Raw genomic sequence first — 16,281 nt, forward strand, 5'->3', positions numbered from 1 at the left:
TCATTCAACCGAATTAGACGTTATTTAAGTTGTTTATCCGGAGAGTAAACCAGTCCTTCCACCGCTTTCTCTCCATCCGGGGTGACGCAAACGAACGTAAACATCCATTTCACCAGACGGACCTCGGGGGTATTGAACGTACCGACCGGAAGCTTCATGAACACCTTGTTCCAGCCTTTTTCCAGATGGACCGGGGTTGGTTTACGGCTTACGCAGTTCTCGTTCCCCAGTGGGATCTCATTGGACTTCTCCCGGTGGGTAGCGGTCCATACGGGGGGCGTTATCTCTTGATCATTTACCCAGATACGGCTTTCTTTATAATCCCATTTTCCTTGCATTGGAGGTAGATCCATTTCAGAACGGCTATAATTTTGAAATTCGATCCACGTACCTACCTCTTGCGCCTTGGGCGAATAGATCCAAGTCCATGCGTAAGCGGTATGGTTCGGTTGCGGGTCTTTATAGGCACCGGGAACCAGCGGTCCCCAGACATGGCGCAGGTAGATACCGGCACCGATGGCGTCGTGCGTACCGTAATTTTTCCCTTCATAGGTATATTGCGCTTGAAGCGACTTTTCCGGAGGGAAAGAACGGGTCAGTTCCCCATCATTCGGGAAAGGGTCGGTGATACGCCATCTCACGTTGGTTTGCTTGACGTAGGCGAACGGGTATCCTTGGAAATGATGTTCTTTATGCCATAACATCCGCCGCTCAAAATCGACAAATGCCTTATGTTCCTCGTTATCGGGATCGATAGGCAGCATCGTTCCGTTCTTATCGAAATATTGATAGCCGCCGCCCAACCAAGAACGTTCGGCGATCGCTAATAGATTCGGATACAAATTATTCTCCCGGATCAATTTGTCCTCCGGCTGTACGACCCGGTCGTGCCATACGGCAAGGATCGTACCCGCCAAATCATGGCTTCCTTGCGGTTCATTGTAAATACGGCTTTTGTATAAGCCGATCAAGTCGGCGAACGTATCAAAATGGTTGATATAATGGAAACGGGAGTCGATCGCAGGAATGCCCGGTCGCGCTTTTCCCCGGTAACTCCACATTTGCTCCATGTCGATCTCACCCGGTTTGTACTTCCATCCCGGGTTCCAAGAGATCACTTGTTTCCCTTTCGCACGGATATAAGCGACCATCTCGGGTACGAACTTCGGATTGGTAAACTTTACCTCGTCCGTACCGATATGTAAGTAAGGAACCTCCTCGAATACCTCGCAAACCTCATCCATCAATAGTTTTAAGATCGCCATACCCTCCTTGCTCTGCATATCATGACGGAAGGCCCGTATGAAAGCGGCGCTATGTCCCGGCATATCTACCTCCGGGATGAGTAGTACGTTATGTTCTTTACAAAAGCGAACCAGCTCCTTTGCCTCCTCGATCGTGTAATATTTTCCGGGCATACGGCTCATATTGCAGCTGTCGTTCAGCATCGGAAAGATCTTGCTCTCCAGACGCCAAGCTTGGTTCTCCGTGAGATGCCAATGAAATACGTTCATCTTGTAGCGGGAAAGTACCTCGATCTCCCGTTTCAGTTCTTCCATGGAGATATAGCTCCGCCCTACGTCTTGCATGAATCCTCGTATGCGGAAAGCAGGCCAGTCGGTGATCTCGCAACCTTGGATGGAATATCGCTTCCCTTGCCGCTCGGTCAGTTGGCGCAAGGTTTGTATCGCCCAATAAGCTCCTTGCTCGGATACCGCCCGGATGGTTATCCCCCGGGAAGAGACGCTTAGTTGATAAGCCTCCTCGGAGTTGAGGGGGATTCCGTCCAATTTGTCAACCAAGGAAACCTCTATCTTGTATCGGCTGTCCGGTTGGACGCTTACCGGCAGCTCCTCCAAGAATTCCATTAGGATGGAACGGAGTTTCCCTTCGGAAGAAACTGCGATTTCCTTCGGATGGAACGAAGCGTTTGTCCGGACGTATTTTTGGGGCAAGGGCAATAAAACAGGATTCCGGGCCATCAGAGGCCCGGAATACAAGAAACTTAAAACAATTGCAAAATGCAGTATATATCGCATATACTTAGATTATTGATGAATGAGATCCTGTAATTTGATAGCTTGGAAGGTCATATGCGCTACGCTTGACTCGTAGAAGATTCCTACCGTTTCCTTATCGATCATCGAAAGACAGGAATATCCCCACCCCTCGGCCTCGTCTAATAAGACTTGATGCTCCGTGGGCCAAGTAAGTCCACCGTCCAGACTCGCCTTGATCGTGATATGATTACGCCCTTTCGTCGTGTTCGGATTGGAGAAGAGTAGAAGGTCCTTGCCGGTGATGTTGTCTTTGGCATTTACCTTGATCAAGCTGGCCATGCAAACGGATTCCTGTAAGGCACTACGGCTGGAAGGATGCTCTGTCCATGTCTTGCCTAAATCCTTTGTGGTGGCCACGGCACGGCTACCGCCCCGGTTATCACGCATATTTAACATCAATACGCCCGGCTCTACCTCGGCAACTTGCGCCTCTGTGGTATTCGTGCGGGCTAAGTTATGCAGGTGCCATGTTTTCCCGCGGTCTTTGCTATACATAATGCCGGCGTTGGGCACACGGGTAGCGTCGATAAACTGGATCGGGAAGACCAAGGTACCGTCTTGCATCGTGATGCCTCGTCCCGGGCCTTGCAATAGGAAATACCAAGACGGGTCTTTTACTTGGGAGGTGATATTGATCGGTTCGCTCCACGTCTTACCATCGTCCTCACTTTTCACGAGCATAAGTTGGGCGGTCTCGTCCGGTGTCATTCCCGGCATGGAGTTCCACCAAGCCCGTTCGTTACCCATACCATGCGTCCATGCGGCTACTACCCAGATCGTATTGGTCTTTTCGTCTACCAAGATCGATGGGTCTCCCACGCCGTTTTGTCCGTGGGGCAGGCCATCCGTTTGTTTGAAAGTCATGGCTACTCGCATCGGTTCCCAAGTTTGTCCCTTATCGGTACTGCGGCTTACTCCGATATCGATTTTCTCTTGTAGGTCCACGCTGTTATTATAGCGAATATCGTAGACTCCGAGTAATGTTCCGTTATTCGTCGTCACTAATCCCGGGATGCGGAAGGCCGCCGATCCGTCATCCCCGGCTTGGCGTACGCCGATACCTACATGGCGTTCGTCCACCTTTCCTTTCCAAGTGATGTCGATCGGTTTGTTGTTGATCTGTGCGTTAGGCATCGTGGTCGCTACTTTTGCCAATAAGGAAGTCTCAGGCTTCATCTGGATACTTACCCAGAAATAGTTGATGCCTTTAAGCATCGGTTGCTTAGAGGTTAGTTTTACCGTGCGCGACAAGGGGGCGGTAACCTCATCTTGCCGTACGGAATAAGATTCAAGAGCCTTACGGGTATTTCCCGGTATATGGCTGGATATGTACGTAACGGGACTGAAATGTTCCCCTTTGCGGGATGGAGCTTCCACTCCGCTATAAAATAGACGTATCGCTTGGATGTCCGACAGGTCGACATTGTCTCCGATCTGTATCGTGATCTCGTTTAATACATCCCCTTTTTGGGCCGGTATCCGCATCTCGTAAAGTACATTGTCGATCCGGTCTATCAAGATGGGGATTTGTTGCTCTCGCACATAAAGACTGTCTGCCGCAAAAGCCGTTTGTACGATGAAAAGAAGGCAGAAATACAGGAAAGTTTTTTTCATGATGTTTTTTGTTTGTAGGTTGAAATTAATAGATATGTGAATTCCAAAGGTAGCGATATTCATTCATATGAACAAAGCCCCTTTGGAATTCGTGCCAAAAACCTAGTTATATCCAATCGCCTTAAACCTATGTACGATTAGTATCCGGGAGTCTGTTTCAATGCGGGGTTGTTTGTCAATGCCCCTTCATTGATCGGCCATAATAAACGTGATTCTTGTGCTGTGGTATATTTTAATACATAATCCTTACCGAAGCGTCTCAAGTCGTACCAACGTTTACCCTCAAAGAAGAACTCGCGAAGTCTCTCTTTAAGGATAGCTTCCATCACATTCTCGTCGCCCGCCTCAAACGGGTTATCGTTATAGAAACTTCCTTTGTCATTCGGATAAGCCACCTCGTTCTTATGTGCGTTAAAATATTCGGAACCGTAAGCACGCTCGCGAACGGCGTTGATCTCTGTAGAAGGATCTTCTCCGAGCAAGGCCTTAGCCTCGGCTAATAATAGCAAGGCATCCGCATAGCGATAGATAGGATAATCATCGTACCAACTTCTCTCGTTACTACCTTCCAAGGTGGTTCCTTGGAACTTGTATTGGATTGGCGCGATATACTCCAAGGTGCCGTCTTCGTGCTTTTTATAAACGGCCTTCAAGGTACCTTTCAAGCGGGTATCACCTTCGCGGAATGATTTTAGGTAATGATCTTTCTTTACTTGGTAGCGCATTAAGCCTTGTAGGTTGTATCCCGGTATTTCAAGGAATGGAGTTCCTGTCTCGTCACAGTAGCCTGCCATGTACTCACGTTGAGGTACCATATTGTTACGCCAGTTATAGTCTCTCCACATCATGAAATCATCCTCCTTACCACTATGGAGTGCGAAGATCATCTCGCTGTTCTCCTTATTGTTGAAAGAGAAAACGTCCGTGAATTTCTCTTGCAGCTTTAAGTTGCCGTTTTGTTGAAGATCTTGCAAGGCTGTCTTGGCTACGGTATAATCGCCCGTGCCGCCACCCATCTGGCGTCCGCTCCATAGATAAACCTCACCTTTCAGCATCAAGGTAGCGGGTTTAGACCAATAACACTTTCCTTGTTTATAAGAATAATCTCCGCCAAAAGCTTTTTCCGAGGCATCGATATCCTTCTTGATCAGATCCATCACCTCACTCGCTGGAGAAGCGGCCTTATCAAGGTGAGAGATATCCAATTCGCTACCTAAGGTTGGCTCTGTAGTAATGATAACGTCTCCCCAAGAGCGTAACAAATGGAAATAGATATAGGCGCGTAAACCGTAAGCCTGCCCTAAGTAATAGTTCTTTTCGGCCTCGCCTAATAAATCGGTCTCGTTCGTTCTACGGATCATCAAGTTGATTTGGTTCAGTGTCGTATAAAAATTAGCGAAGTTGCTGATTCCTGTAAACTCTGCGTTGATCGTGTTGTATGAGAAACGCTCTACGCCTTGGGTAGCCTCGCCTCCGAACGGCTGATCTCCGTAGATGTCCGAGCGAGGTTCGCCCAATACGAATATGTTATAACTGGATTGTGAACGGAGCAATCCGTGTAAACCTATGTTGAATGCCTTAAACTGGTCCGGGGATTTCCAATAGTTTGCGTCGGAAATACTACTTACGGGTTCCATGTCCAAGGAGTCGCATCCGCTGAAATTCAGTAATGAGACTGCTGCCATCATGGCTATAATTATCTTTTTCATAAATGTCTGTCTTTTTTAATGGGTTTGACTAAAATGTTACGGATAAACCAAGAAGAACCGTTTTAGGAGTTGGGTATCTACCGTTATCAAGACCTTGACCATAGGTAGTATCTACCGCCGGTTCCGGAGATACACCGGTATATCCTGTGATGTAGAACAAGTTTTGTCCGGTTACATAAACAGAGGCATTGCTCATCAAGGCTTTGTTAATCCATTTCTTTGGTAGGTTCCAAGTCAATGTGATTTCACGTAAAGCTAGATAATCACCCTTTTCGTAGAAGCGGGAGCTGTTGTTGTCAACTGCTGTCAAACCATTGTTGGAGCGAGTAATATTCTTCTTGCTCAACTGATCGGCATAGTAGAACTTAGGTATATCCGTATCCTGGTTTGTCTCCGACCAACTGTCTTTCACCATATCGATGATGTTAAACGAACCTTGATATTGTCCAAGTGAACGTGCGGCTAAGTCGTTATACAGCGTATGCCCTAACGCATAATCAAAACGAGCGTATAAAGAGAAATCTTTATAGCCTAATGTCGTGGAGAAACCACCGGTTACTGTCGGGAAAAGATTACCTACTTTCACGCGGTCTAGATTGTTGATTACGCCATCATTGTTCAAGTCGGCCCAACAAACGTCACCCGGCTCGATCGGTTGCTTACCTGCCTTATCCTTTAAAGCTTCCCATGCGGCGGGGCCATACAATTCTCCAATTGCGTCGTAGCGGTTATTGGCATTCGCTTTCACGTCATCCCAATCCTTGAAGATATGATCTTGCTTGAAGGCAAATAAATCACCCAGCTTACCTCCTTCTTGTTTTCCGCCAACCCATACGACTTCACCCTTTTGCGGGTCGTATACTTGGTAACCTCCTTGGCGGTTATTTTCGTTCCCATTGGCCGGAAGCTTGACAATCTTGTTCGCTACCGTAGATAAGTTTGCTGATACATCCCAACTGAATCCGTTTACGTTGTTTAGGATATTCGCTTTTACTTCCATCTCGAAACCTTGGTTACGTAAAGTTCCCAAGTTGGTTTTGATGCTGTTGAAACCAGTGTAATTAGGTAAATCCAAATCTGTCAACAAATCGGAAGTCGTACGATTATAATAGTCTAGGATAAAGCTCAAGCGATTGTTGAAGAATCCTATATCCAAACCTACTTCGAAAGATTTACTTTGCTCCCAACGTAATCCACCGTTTACCAATTTGTCATTATAGAAACCTACAGAGCCATCATAGTTTGTTATGATCGATCCGTTCGCATCTTTCTGCCCATAGCTGCCATATACGTCATAGTATCCTAATCCGTTTACGTTACCGTTCACGCCGTAGCTGATACGAGGCTTCAGGTTAGAGATCACATCTACCAACTTCGATTCCTTAAAGAACTCCTCTTCCATGATATTCCAACCAGCGGAGATACCCGGGAAGAAGCCCCAACGGTTATCGCTCAACTTGGAGATTCCGTCATAACGAGCTACGACCGATAACAGGTATTTGTAATTGTAGTTATAGTTTACACGGGCAAAGCCAGAAAGGATACGATAGCCTTCCTTGTAGCTATAGGTATAGGTACGATTACTACCAGCGTTCAAAGTAGGGATGTCATCCGACGGAGAATTTTCGGTCCTTGCGTTCAGCGTATATTGATGCCAATTGAAATACTCGCCACCAAGCATTGCCTCCAGATTGTGTTTTTCTTTGAATGTGTCTGTGTACGTCAAAGTAACACTATGTTGCTGTTGGTTCTGCTTTATATATTTGGCCTCAGCCTTACGGGTAAGATTCGGGCTAGTGGCGTTTTGTTGTTGGTAAGATTTCTCGAACTTATCTGTTTGATCGTCTACGTGGTATAGGGCGCTATTCTCTTTCAAGATTAATTTCTTCGGGATGATCTCTAGATCAAAACCGATATTATAGGTAGAGCGGCGGGTTCCATTCGTATTCGTTAATTTATCTTTGTAGTAAAGAGGGTTTCCATCACCCGTGCCGAAGCCTGAAGCGGGAGATCCGTCTTCCATGTATGGGTTCCATGTAGGGCGTTGGCTCATTGTGCGATAGAAGAACTCATATGATCCGATCCAAAGACCCGGCTGGCGAGACCATGTATAAGTCGTTCCAGCGTTGACTGTCAAGATCGGAAATATCTTATAGGATCCATTGAATGTCCCGGAGAAACGCTCGTAGCTGGTTCCCTTAATGAGACCGTCTTCTTTGTAGTAACCTAAGCTGGCTGCGAATGTACCTTTGTCGTTACCTCCTGTGATATTGATATAATGATCTTGCGTGAAAGAAGGGTCTTGGAAGGCTGCGTCTTTCATTTGCCCTGAGTAATCCTTGAATAAGATTTGTTTATTCGGATCGGTTGGGTCTTGCATTTGTTGCCAACCTTCTGCCAAGAGGCCTTTGGTACTGTCATCCAAATAACGGATATCAAATAGGTCATTCCCGATACCGTATCCCATTTGGTTATCCATGCCTGAACGTCCAGTTCTTTGGTATCCTAAGCGATTGTAGTAAATATAATCGTGAGCGTTTAAGTAATCATAACCTGTGCGAGCAAAGTTGGCACCTCCCTTGAACTTGTAAGAGACGGAAGCGGATCCTTCTTTACCACGTTTCGTGGTAACCAAGATTACGCCACCATTGGCACGGGCACCGTAGATAGCGGTTGAGGCTGCGTCTTTCAATACTTGGATAGACTCGATGTCGGAGGGGTTGATGTCGGCCAATGAGTTGCGCACGATACCATCTACAACGACCAATGCGCCATTATCCTTACCTGTTATGGTAGCTCCGCCACGAAGTACGATATTTGGGTTTGCTCCCGGCTGACCGGTCGTGTTTACGACGCGCAAACCAGATACGGTTCCTTGCAAGGATTGTCCGGCGTTAGACATCGCTGCGTTTTCCAGTACGGCGTTATCCAATTTAGAGATAGAGGTTGTCAAGGTCGCTCTCTTTTGTGAGCCACCGTAACCGGTTACCACTACTTCGTCTAGCTGTTCGGCGTTTTCTTGTAGGATCACGTCTACTTTGGCTTTCCCAGCTACTGGAATTTCTTGTGTCTTGTACCCAATGAAAGAAAATACTAATGTGGCGTTCTTGTTGGATACGGTGAGAGTGTAATTACCGTCGAAATCGGTAATCGTTCCATTTGTCGTGCCTTTTTCAACGATAGACGCACCGGGGACACCCATGTTATAGGTATCCAGCACTGTTCCGGAGACTGTCTGCTCTTGTCCGTACATAAATGCCGGAAGTAGGAGCGCAAGCATTAAGAGCAGTAGATTCTTCTTCATAATGAATTACTTTTTTGTTGTTTATTTAGTTTATTGGATGAGATTAATTAGCATTCGTCGGTCATATTAGCGACTTTCGGACGTAAGAAGATCACTTGGATTAAAAGTGCGATGAGTACCAATCCGGCTAGCATGGCGAAGTCATGGCCAAGATTACCAGCGTCGGTAGATTTTCCTAGTATATCCGTGATGGCGGCTCCGGCAAATACACCGGTCATATTCATAATTCCATAGGCTGTAGCCCGATAACGGGGGGAGATGAATTGGCAAAGGATAGGCATATTATTGGCGTCGAATATACCATAACCGATACCGAAGCAAAGACCACCGCCGATAATCATCGGGAAGTTGTGCCCAAATCCTAGTAATAGGAGAGAGGGTATCGTTAATGCCAAACCGATGGCGCCTGTGTATACACGTCCCCGGACATTCCGCTGGATCCATTTATCGGATAAAATACCTCCGGCGATTACCCCTATAAAGGAAGAGATAGCGATCGTGAATGTAGATAACGGACCGGCCTCGGACATATCCAACGAGAGATTTTCAGCGAATAGGGTAGGGAGCCAGTTCTTTGTCGCCCAACCCGGTAAGCTCGGCGTGGCGAAATAAAGAAGAATGATCCAAAAAGCGATGTTCGTGAATAACATCCCTAATCCTTTAAACGCACCGGAAATCGGATTCTCTTTCGGATAATTTTCCAGTTTTACGGCTTGTTCCACATGATCTTTCTTATCGTGTAAGAAGATGATCAAGACCACGCTATAAGCGATGCCGATGATACCAAACCAATGGAAAGTCGTTTCCCACGTATAAGCGCTGGCCACCGTAGCTCCGAATCCCCCCAAGGCTTGGCCTACGTATAGACCTGTCATATGGATACCTACGGCTAATGAGCGTGTTTTCTCTTGGTGATAATCTGTGATAAGCGATAATCCGGCAGGAATATACAGGGCCTCACTGACCCCCATCAAGGCACGTAGGTAATAGATCTGATTGAAATCCGTGCAATACCCCATCATCAAAGTCACGAAGGACCAGACAAATAAGCTACCCACGATTAGCCACTTCCTGTTTACCCTGTCTGCCACCATACCGGCCACAGGGCTCATGAATCCGTAGATCCAGAGGAAGACCGCCATCAAACGTCCGAAGTTCGCCGCAGACTCTAGTTCCACGATATCCACCATCATAGCTGATTTCATGGTTGATAGCATCTGGCGATCCATATAGTTCAGTAAGGCGACAACCCATAGTAAACCGACTACGATCCAAGGATATAATTTCTTATTTTTCATTTGATTGAGGAAAATAAAAAGGAAAACAAAGCCTTAGAAACATCAGGAGCCACGGTTGTGACCCCTGATGTCAATTGACCAATTTTCAGTATTTTAGATAAAGTTATTTAGAAAGAATTTCGTCGCAGAGTAAACTACATTTGAGAAGCATTCTAGGAATGTGGAACGGACCTTTGAATAGATTGCCTTTGGCAGATTGAGAGAGACTACCATCGAAGTGTAGGTAGCCATACCATTCCCCATATTCTTTGTCGGGGAGATGATTAAATGTGTAATCGTTTATTAGTTTGTGCATTTCGAGATATTTGGCGTCGCCAGTCGCTTGGTAGGCGTAAAGCGTAGCGATAACCGCCTCGCATTGTGGCCACCAGAACTTCATGTCGTGCCAATACTCTTGGGGAGGGAAGTTTTTGCAATCCTTGAAATAGTTGATTCCGCCGTACGTCTTATCCCAGCCCCAGTCCCAAGACCAGTTGAGGATTTGTAAGCCCATCTCTTTCAGTTGAGGGTCCCATCCTCGGTATTTGGCCTCTTCTAAGATAAACCATGCGGTCTCGATGGAGTGGCCGGGATTGATGGTACGCCCGGCGATAGAGTCGATAAACTCACCGTTGGGTCCTACTGTCTCCAAGATAGCCTTGAATTCGGGATGCATGAAATCACGGCGTAGCTCGGCTATGGAATCATCGATTTGTTGTGTAAGTATGGGATCGTTTATGGCCTCACGGATGCGTGCCGCCGTATCGATCAGTATCATGCAGAAAGAATGGCCTTTCGCCACGAGACCTTCACGAAATTTAGGCTCCAATAATCCCGGGGTATTCTTATAGTGTAATACTTGCTTGAATAAGTTCACGGCCTTCTCAGCATAGCCTTTGTCGCCTGATGCCAATGCATAGTGAGCCATAGCGATCGCCGCGAAAGTCTCGGAGAATACGTAACGGCGTTTACGTACAGGGATGCCTGTCGCTGTCACCTCGAAGAACATACGTCCGTCCGTATCAAAACAATGTTTCTCGATGAAATCGATACCGTTTTTACAGGCTCTCAGCCATTCTTCGTTCTTCTCAATGTGATTATAGGCATATGCCAAGATAAAGGCGAATCGTCCTTGGAACCAAACGGATTTAGTGGAGTCCATCAGAGTACCATCCCGGTCTACGCAAGTAAAGTAACCGCCGTTCTCTTTGTCCAGTCCGTATTTCATCCAAAAAGGAAGAATATTGGAAAGAAGCTCATTCCGATAGGTCTTGCCCCAATAAGCTAGATATTCCGATGGATTAGATAAATTGTCAAACGCTGCCATACCTTAGAATTTATTACATCTTTCAAAGAAATTGATAGCCTCTAATTCCGCTTTCATTGCGGCCTCTTCTTCGTCCGTCATATTCCGGAACGGGGTACGGTTCTTGCCGAGATCTAATCCGATCAATTTCATGATGCGTTTTCCTCCGACGATATTACCACGGTAATTGCAGATAACGTTAATAACCTCCTGAGAGAAGTTTTGTCTCTCGCGAGCTGTCTCTAAGTCACCGGCTGCCCAAGCCTCTAGGATACCGGTTAATTCTTTTCCGTTATAGTTTGTGGTACCACCGATACCTCCTTGCGCTCCACCCATCGCAAGGCAAGGAAGAATCGTTTCATCCTGTCCGTGCAACATGTCGAATTTACCATCCTTGTATAAACGACATTGATTGTATTCGTATAAGCTCTCGTATGTATATTTGATACCGGCGAAATTAGGGATACGCCCGTCTACTGCTTTTAAGAAATCCAGCATAGGGAGGAAAGCGTTGTTAAACGCAGGGATATGATAGTAGTAAAACGGTAAGGCAGGAGCGCCGCAAGCGATCTCCTCGCAGTACTTTACCAATTCCTCAATTCGACCGATACGAGGGAAAGGGGTAGCCATAGCGCCAATACCCCAAGCGCCGATCTTTTGAGCATGTTCCGCTAAATTACGGCTAGACTTAACGCATGTGCTACCTACGTGCACGATTACCTTAAAGCCTTCCGGAGCTGCTTCCATCCATTTCTCGGCCAATTTCATGCGTTCTTCCTCTGTCAGCATATAACCTTCTCCGGAAGAACCATTGATGAATACGCCTTTCAGCCCGTTTTTCACAAGAAGTTTCGCATAATCTTCAATGGGCTCGTAATTAACTTCCCCGTTCTCGTAGAACGGAGTAAAGGGAGCATCGATCAATCCTTTAATTTTATCCATATCTGCGTTATTTTTATGAGTTTTAACCTCTGATTTTAATTATGCTGCAAATATAAATAAAATATTTTAATAATATAGTGGTGTTTTATCGAGAAAATGAAATAATTATTTATTTTTTATTTAATTCCTTTGAAATACATATTAAATCATACCTAGAATTTTAGATCGAGATAGCAGGCAGGCTCCTAATATACCCGCTCTTTCACCTAATTTGGATACTTTGATCTGAGTATCACGGGTTACCAAGTTCAAAGAGTACTTCCTGACGGCACTTTTAATAGGTAGGCTTAAATATTCTCCCGTCTGCGACAAGGGGCCGCCCAGTACGACCAGTTCCGGATTGAAAATGTTCATCAATCCGGCTATTCCTTTACCTAGATTAAAACCGATCTCCTCCAGTATCTCAATGGATAGCATATCCTCTTTGTGAATGGCGTCGATCAAGTCAGAGAGCCCGATGTATTCCCCGGCATCGATTTTACTGGCCAATATGGTGTTGCTACCCTCTTTATACCGCTCAAGGAGGGTACGGTATAGGGCAGAACCGGAAGCTCCAGTCTCGAGGCATCCTTTTTTACCGCAATGGCAAAGAATCTCATTCTCGAAGAAGCTGAAGTGCCCAAATTCTCCGGAGAAACCTGATTTCCCGAAATAAACCTTGCCGTCTATGATGATACCGATACCTAATCCCCAAGATATATTGATGAATAGGATATTTTTCTCTCCTTTTACGACTCCTTGAAGATATTCGCCGTAAGCCATGGAACGGGTGTCATTCTCTATATAGATCTTTATATGTAGTTTTTCCTCAAGGATTTGAGACAAGGGCTTCTCCTCAAAGTAAAAAATGCTATAGCTATATCCGGCGAAAGGATTTACCCGTCCGGATATATTAATGCCAATGCTTAATATCTTTTCCCTTGGGATCGGCAACGAGTTTATAAATTCATTGATGCATTCGCAAAGATGGTCTAAAGCGGCTGGTGTGTTTTCGAGTGTATAAGGGATATTCTGCTCAATGCGGATCTTATCTCCTTTAAAATCTAATATGGCTAGATTCAGTTGATCTTTCAGTATATCTACGCCCACAAAATAGCCGGATACGGGATTGAGCCCGTAAATACTAGGTTTACGCCCTCCGCTAGTCTCTTGTTTTCCAAAGTCGAGTATATAACCGTCCTCTTGTAATTCGCTAATTAGCTTAGTGACGGTGGGGATACTGAGATTCATTTCTTTACATACCTCCGCTATAGTAGCGTCTCCATTGGCCATATAATAATGTATGATCTTCTTTTTCAGAAGGCCACTGCGAGTATTGTCATCGGACGAGAGCAAGAACTTAGTTGTCATGGTTATACCTTTATTGAGTGATTAGGGCAAAGGTACAATAAGTTTTTTCAAAAACTAAGCGTAATAAAATAAAATTTTTTCATAAGGAGCTATCTTAATTGTAAGAATTTGTAATAGAAGTTGAATACCATAGTCTGCGGCGGACTCTGTCACTCGTGACATCTGTGATAAACGCATAGGAAAGAAAGGATAATATTACACTAAAATCCTTCTTTCACGATCCGTTTGATCGGGAGGAAGAATCGTTCGATCAGGCGTAATTCTTCCGTTACGATCTCCGCAGAGGCTTGCGTCTCGGGCGAGACGGGCAGGTCGATACCGTAATTGGTTCTCAGGCCCTCTGGAAAATCGATATCCGCCGTATAGTACTCGTCGGTGGGGACCAATGAGATATTCGATACCACGCCGTTTACCACTCCAAACTCCTGATCCGGGAAATTGGAGAAACGGACGATCGCCCGCTGGCCTCTCCGGACTTTTCCCGAGCGTGCTATCGGTATGCGCACCTTCCCCACCAGCCGGCCCTCGCCTTGCGGCACGACGGTGAAAGCCACCTCTCCGGATGGGATATATTGGTTCTCATTCCAGTACTTGGTGAAAGTCACGACACCCCCTACCGGGGCGATGAGGCAATAACGCAACCTCCACTCGTTCATGCTGTTCAGCAATTGTTCCCGGGCGGTCTGTAATTCCTGCCGTAGCGTAAATTCTTTCTCGCTCCGCTCCAGCGTCAGATCCAGCAAGGATTGCTCTTGCTCCCCGATCTGTATCCTGAGATTCTCAGCCGAGGCTGCCGCCCCTTCTAGCGAATAACGGCTTTGCAGTAGGGAAGCCCGTGCGGTCTCATGCTCGTAGGAGGAAATCACGGACCGGCTATACAATAATGAATCCCGGGCGTATTGCCGCCTTGTCAAGGCGAATTGCTCCGAGAGGGTCTTCCGCTGCCGTTCGGTCTCGTTATAGTAAGCCTTATACAACGCTATCTGTTTGCGGATGGAGGTCATTTTTTGCGGATAATAATCGATCTCCCTGTAATTGATACAGGCATGGAGCGCCGACAGTAGTCCCGAGTAAGCCGCTTGCATATCACCCAGCGATAGCTCCTTGTACTTTGATAATGCCTTGTCCAAGCTATCCACGTCGCTTCCGGATCGTTCCAACGCCTTATCCAGATAGATGGCATCGTCCGTGTCGGCGTGATTCTCTATGACCGCCAGCCAATCCCCCTGCCTTACCGGACGATTATCCCTGACGAGCAGCTCCTGTATCTTTCCCGCCGCCCGTGTCACCACCGCCGTTGCGGGATGTTGCCCCGTCAATGTCATGTCAGCCGTGATCACGTCAGGATACTTGAAGAAACAGCTCCCCACCAGCAACGCTACGACCACGAGGAATAACAGCGTTATCCCCCACCGTACGATCCAGGCCGGCACTTGCCCCATCACCTCCTGTACCTCCTCGCTACGTAACTCTATATCTTTATTATTTTTCATAAGGTGGTTTATTTCGTTTGGTGGTAACTACGATAATCCCTCTTTTCCCTTTTGGACCGTATATAGCAGCATCAACACCTTTTAGGATAAAAATTTCTTCTATTTCGGTCACAGGAAACGAAAGTATATCATAATTTTGATATGGAACGTCATCAACGACAAATAAAGGTGGCTCATAATTTTTTACAGGATCCGTTTGGAATGAAATGGCTCCATAATCTTGAATAAACACACATTCCTTATACACATGATCTACTACATACCACGAAATGTTAACACTCCCCAATAGATAAAGTAAGGACCTCATATCCTGTATATGCCATTGTTCTATGTTTTGTCGATAGATTACACGACTGGATGGCAAAGATCCAGAATACAATCCATTATATTTTTGTTTTCTTCTCATGCTTGCGATAATAGAAACTTCATCGAGATTTACGGTTTTCCATATATCCGGATTTGGTTGTGATAAGTTTTTAATGGGAGTAACCTCTAATGTCATAGCTATTAAATCCCAGGCCAAACTCAATCGTGAGGGATCTGAATCTATTTGGTTCTTAAGTGGAAGCAATCCCATTCGGAAGTCTGGAGGCAATGACTGGAAATCAGTCTGTTCTTGTATGTTTAGTACGACACGGCCACACAATAGATTCTTCATAGAATCTACTAAAGCGAACGAGGATATCCCTTTTGGAAAATGTTTTTTGTCAAAAACTAAATAAGAATCTTTAGGATTCCAGACTTTTTGGAAAAAAATAGAATCTTCCGATTGGGCCACTAAATATAATAATTTCATTGGCACTTCCCTCGAAGAGTTGATAACGGATAAGAGCCATTGTTCTTTATTTTCAATTATTTTAAGACCAAAGCCATTTTCACTCATCATTGGCAAATAAAAATTCTTACGGATTCTATCTCGATTTTCGCATTTTAAGATATATCTTTCTCCTGGATTTGCATAAATATGAAAGTAGCCTATTCCGGGCAATAGCGTTTTCACGGATTGAACCGTATCCCCTCTCTCATTTATAATTACTCCAGTGATGGATATCTTTTTCTTGTCAATTCCTTCCGCTGTAAAAACTATTTTACATGAGATATTTTGAAGAATAGATCCACTTTCAGGATAAAACGTAACAATATAGTCGGTCTCCCGTTCCGATGCAGAAACGGGAGATACCAAAAAAAGAATTTGGATAATACTAATGATAATAGATTTCATAAAT

10 protein-coding genes are annotated in these 16,281 nt (G+C 45.5%); all 10 read right to left on the reverse strand.

What is annotated here, in order from left to right:
• Positions 1-20 precede the first annotated feature (20 nt).
• The 10 genes from NBH07_RS09115 to NBH07_RS09160 all read right to left on the reverse strand — a co-directional run bounded on the left by NBH07_RS09115 (position 21) and on the right by NBH07_RS09160 (position 16,277).
• The gene (locus NBH07_RS09115) at positions 21-2,039 is read right to left on the reverse strand and encodes a family 20 glycosylhydrolase (RefSeq protein ID WP_008778904.1); all 2,019 of its coding nucleotides are present in this window, start codon (positions 2,037-2,039) and stop codon (positions 21-23) included.
• A 9-nt stretch (positions 2,040-2,048) separates the two neighbouring features.
• Positions 2,049-3,674 (reverse strand): sialidase family protein, encoded by a 1,626-nt coding sequence (locus tag NBH07_RS09120; RefSeq protein ID WP_008778903.1) that lies wholly within the window; start codon positions 3,672-3,674, stop codon positions 2,049-2,051.
• Positions 3,675-3,811: 137 nt separating this feature from the next.
• Positions 3,812-5,383: a SusD family outer membrane lipoprotein NanU gene (gene nanU, locus NBH07_RS09125; protein WP_005860490.1), complete on the reverse strand. Its 1,572-nt coding sequence runs from the start codon at positions 5,381-5,383 to the stop codon at positions 3,812-3,814.
• Positions 5,384-5,411: 28 nt separating this feature from the next.
• The gene (locus NBH07_RS09130; protein ID WP_122268528.1) at positions 5,412-8,687 is read right to left on the reverse strand and encodes a SusC/RagA family TonB-linked outer membrane protein; all 3,276 of its coding nucleotides are present in this window, start codon (positions 8,685-8,687) and stop codon (positions 5,412-5,414) included.
• 47 nt (positions 8,688-8,734) lie between these two features.
• Positions 8,735-9,985, reverse strand: a complete 1,251-nt coding sequence (locus NBH07_RS09135) for an MFS transporter (RefSeq protein ID WP_005860494.1) — start codon at positions 9,983-9,985, stop codon at positions 8,735-8,737.
• A 103-nt stretch (positions 9,986-10,088) separates the two neighbouring features.
• Positions 10,089-11,291: an AGE family epimerase/isomerase gene (locus NBH07_RS09140; protein ID WP_005860496.1), complete on the reverse strand. Its 1,203-nt coding sequence runs from the start codon at positions 11,289-11,291 to the stop codon at positions 10,089-10,091.
• Between the two features lie 3 nt (positions 11,292-11,294).
• Positions 11,295-12,212 carry a dihydrodipicolinate synthase family protein gene (locus tag NBH07_RS09145; RefSeq protein ID WP_005860498.1) on the reverse strand — a complete coding sequence of 306 codons (918 nt, stop codon included), beginning with the start codon at positions 12,210-12,212 and terminating at the stop codon, positions 11,295-11,297.
• 141 nt (positions 12,213-12,353) lie between these two features.
• Complete coding sequence (locus NBH07_RS09150; RefSeq protein ID WP_005860500.1) at positions 12,354-13,562, reverse strand: ROK family transcriptional regulator; 1,209 nt, start codon at positions 13,560-13,562, stop codon at positions 12,354-12,356.
• Between the two features lie 200 nt (positions 13,563-13,762).
• Positions 13,763-15,055 carry an HlyD family secretion protein gene (locus NBH07_RS09155; protein WP_008778900.1) on the reverse strand — a complete coding sequence of 431 codons (1,293 nt, stop codon included), beginning with the start codon at positions 15,053-15,055 and terminating at the stop codon, positions 13,763-13,765.
• Positions 15,045-16,277 carry a TonB-dependent receptor gene (locus NBH07_RS09160; RefSeq protein WP_005860505.1) on the reverse strand — a complete coding sequence of 411 codons (1,233 nt, stop codon included), beginning with the start codon at positions 16,275-16,277 and terminating at the stop codon, positions 15,045-15,047. The genes NBH07_RS09155 and NBH07_RS09160 overlap by 11 nt, the downstream gene beginning before the upstream one ends.
• Between the last annotated feature and the right edge of the window lie 4 nt (positions 16,278-16,281).

This window comes from Parabacteroides sp. B2-S-102 (assembly GCF_023656665.1).
GTDB lineage: Bacteria > Bacteroidota > Bacteroidia > Bacteroidales > Tannerellaceae > Parabacteroides > Parabacteroides distasonis.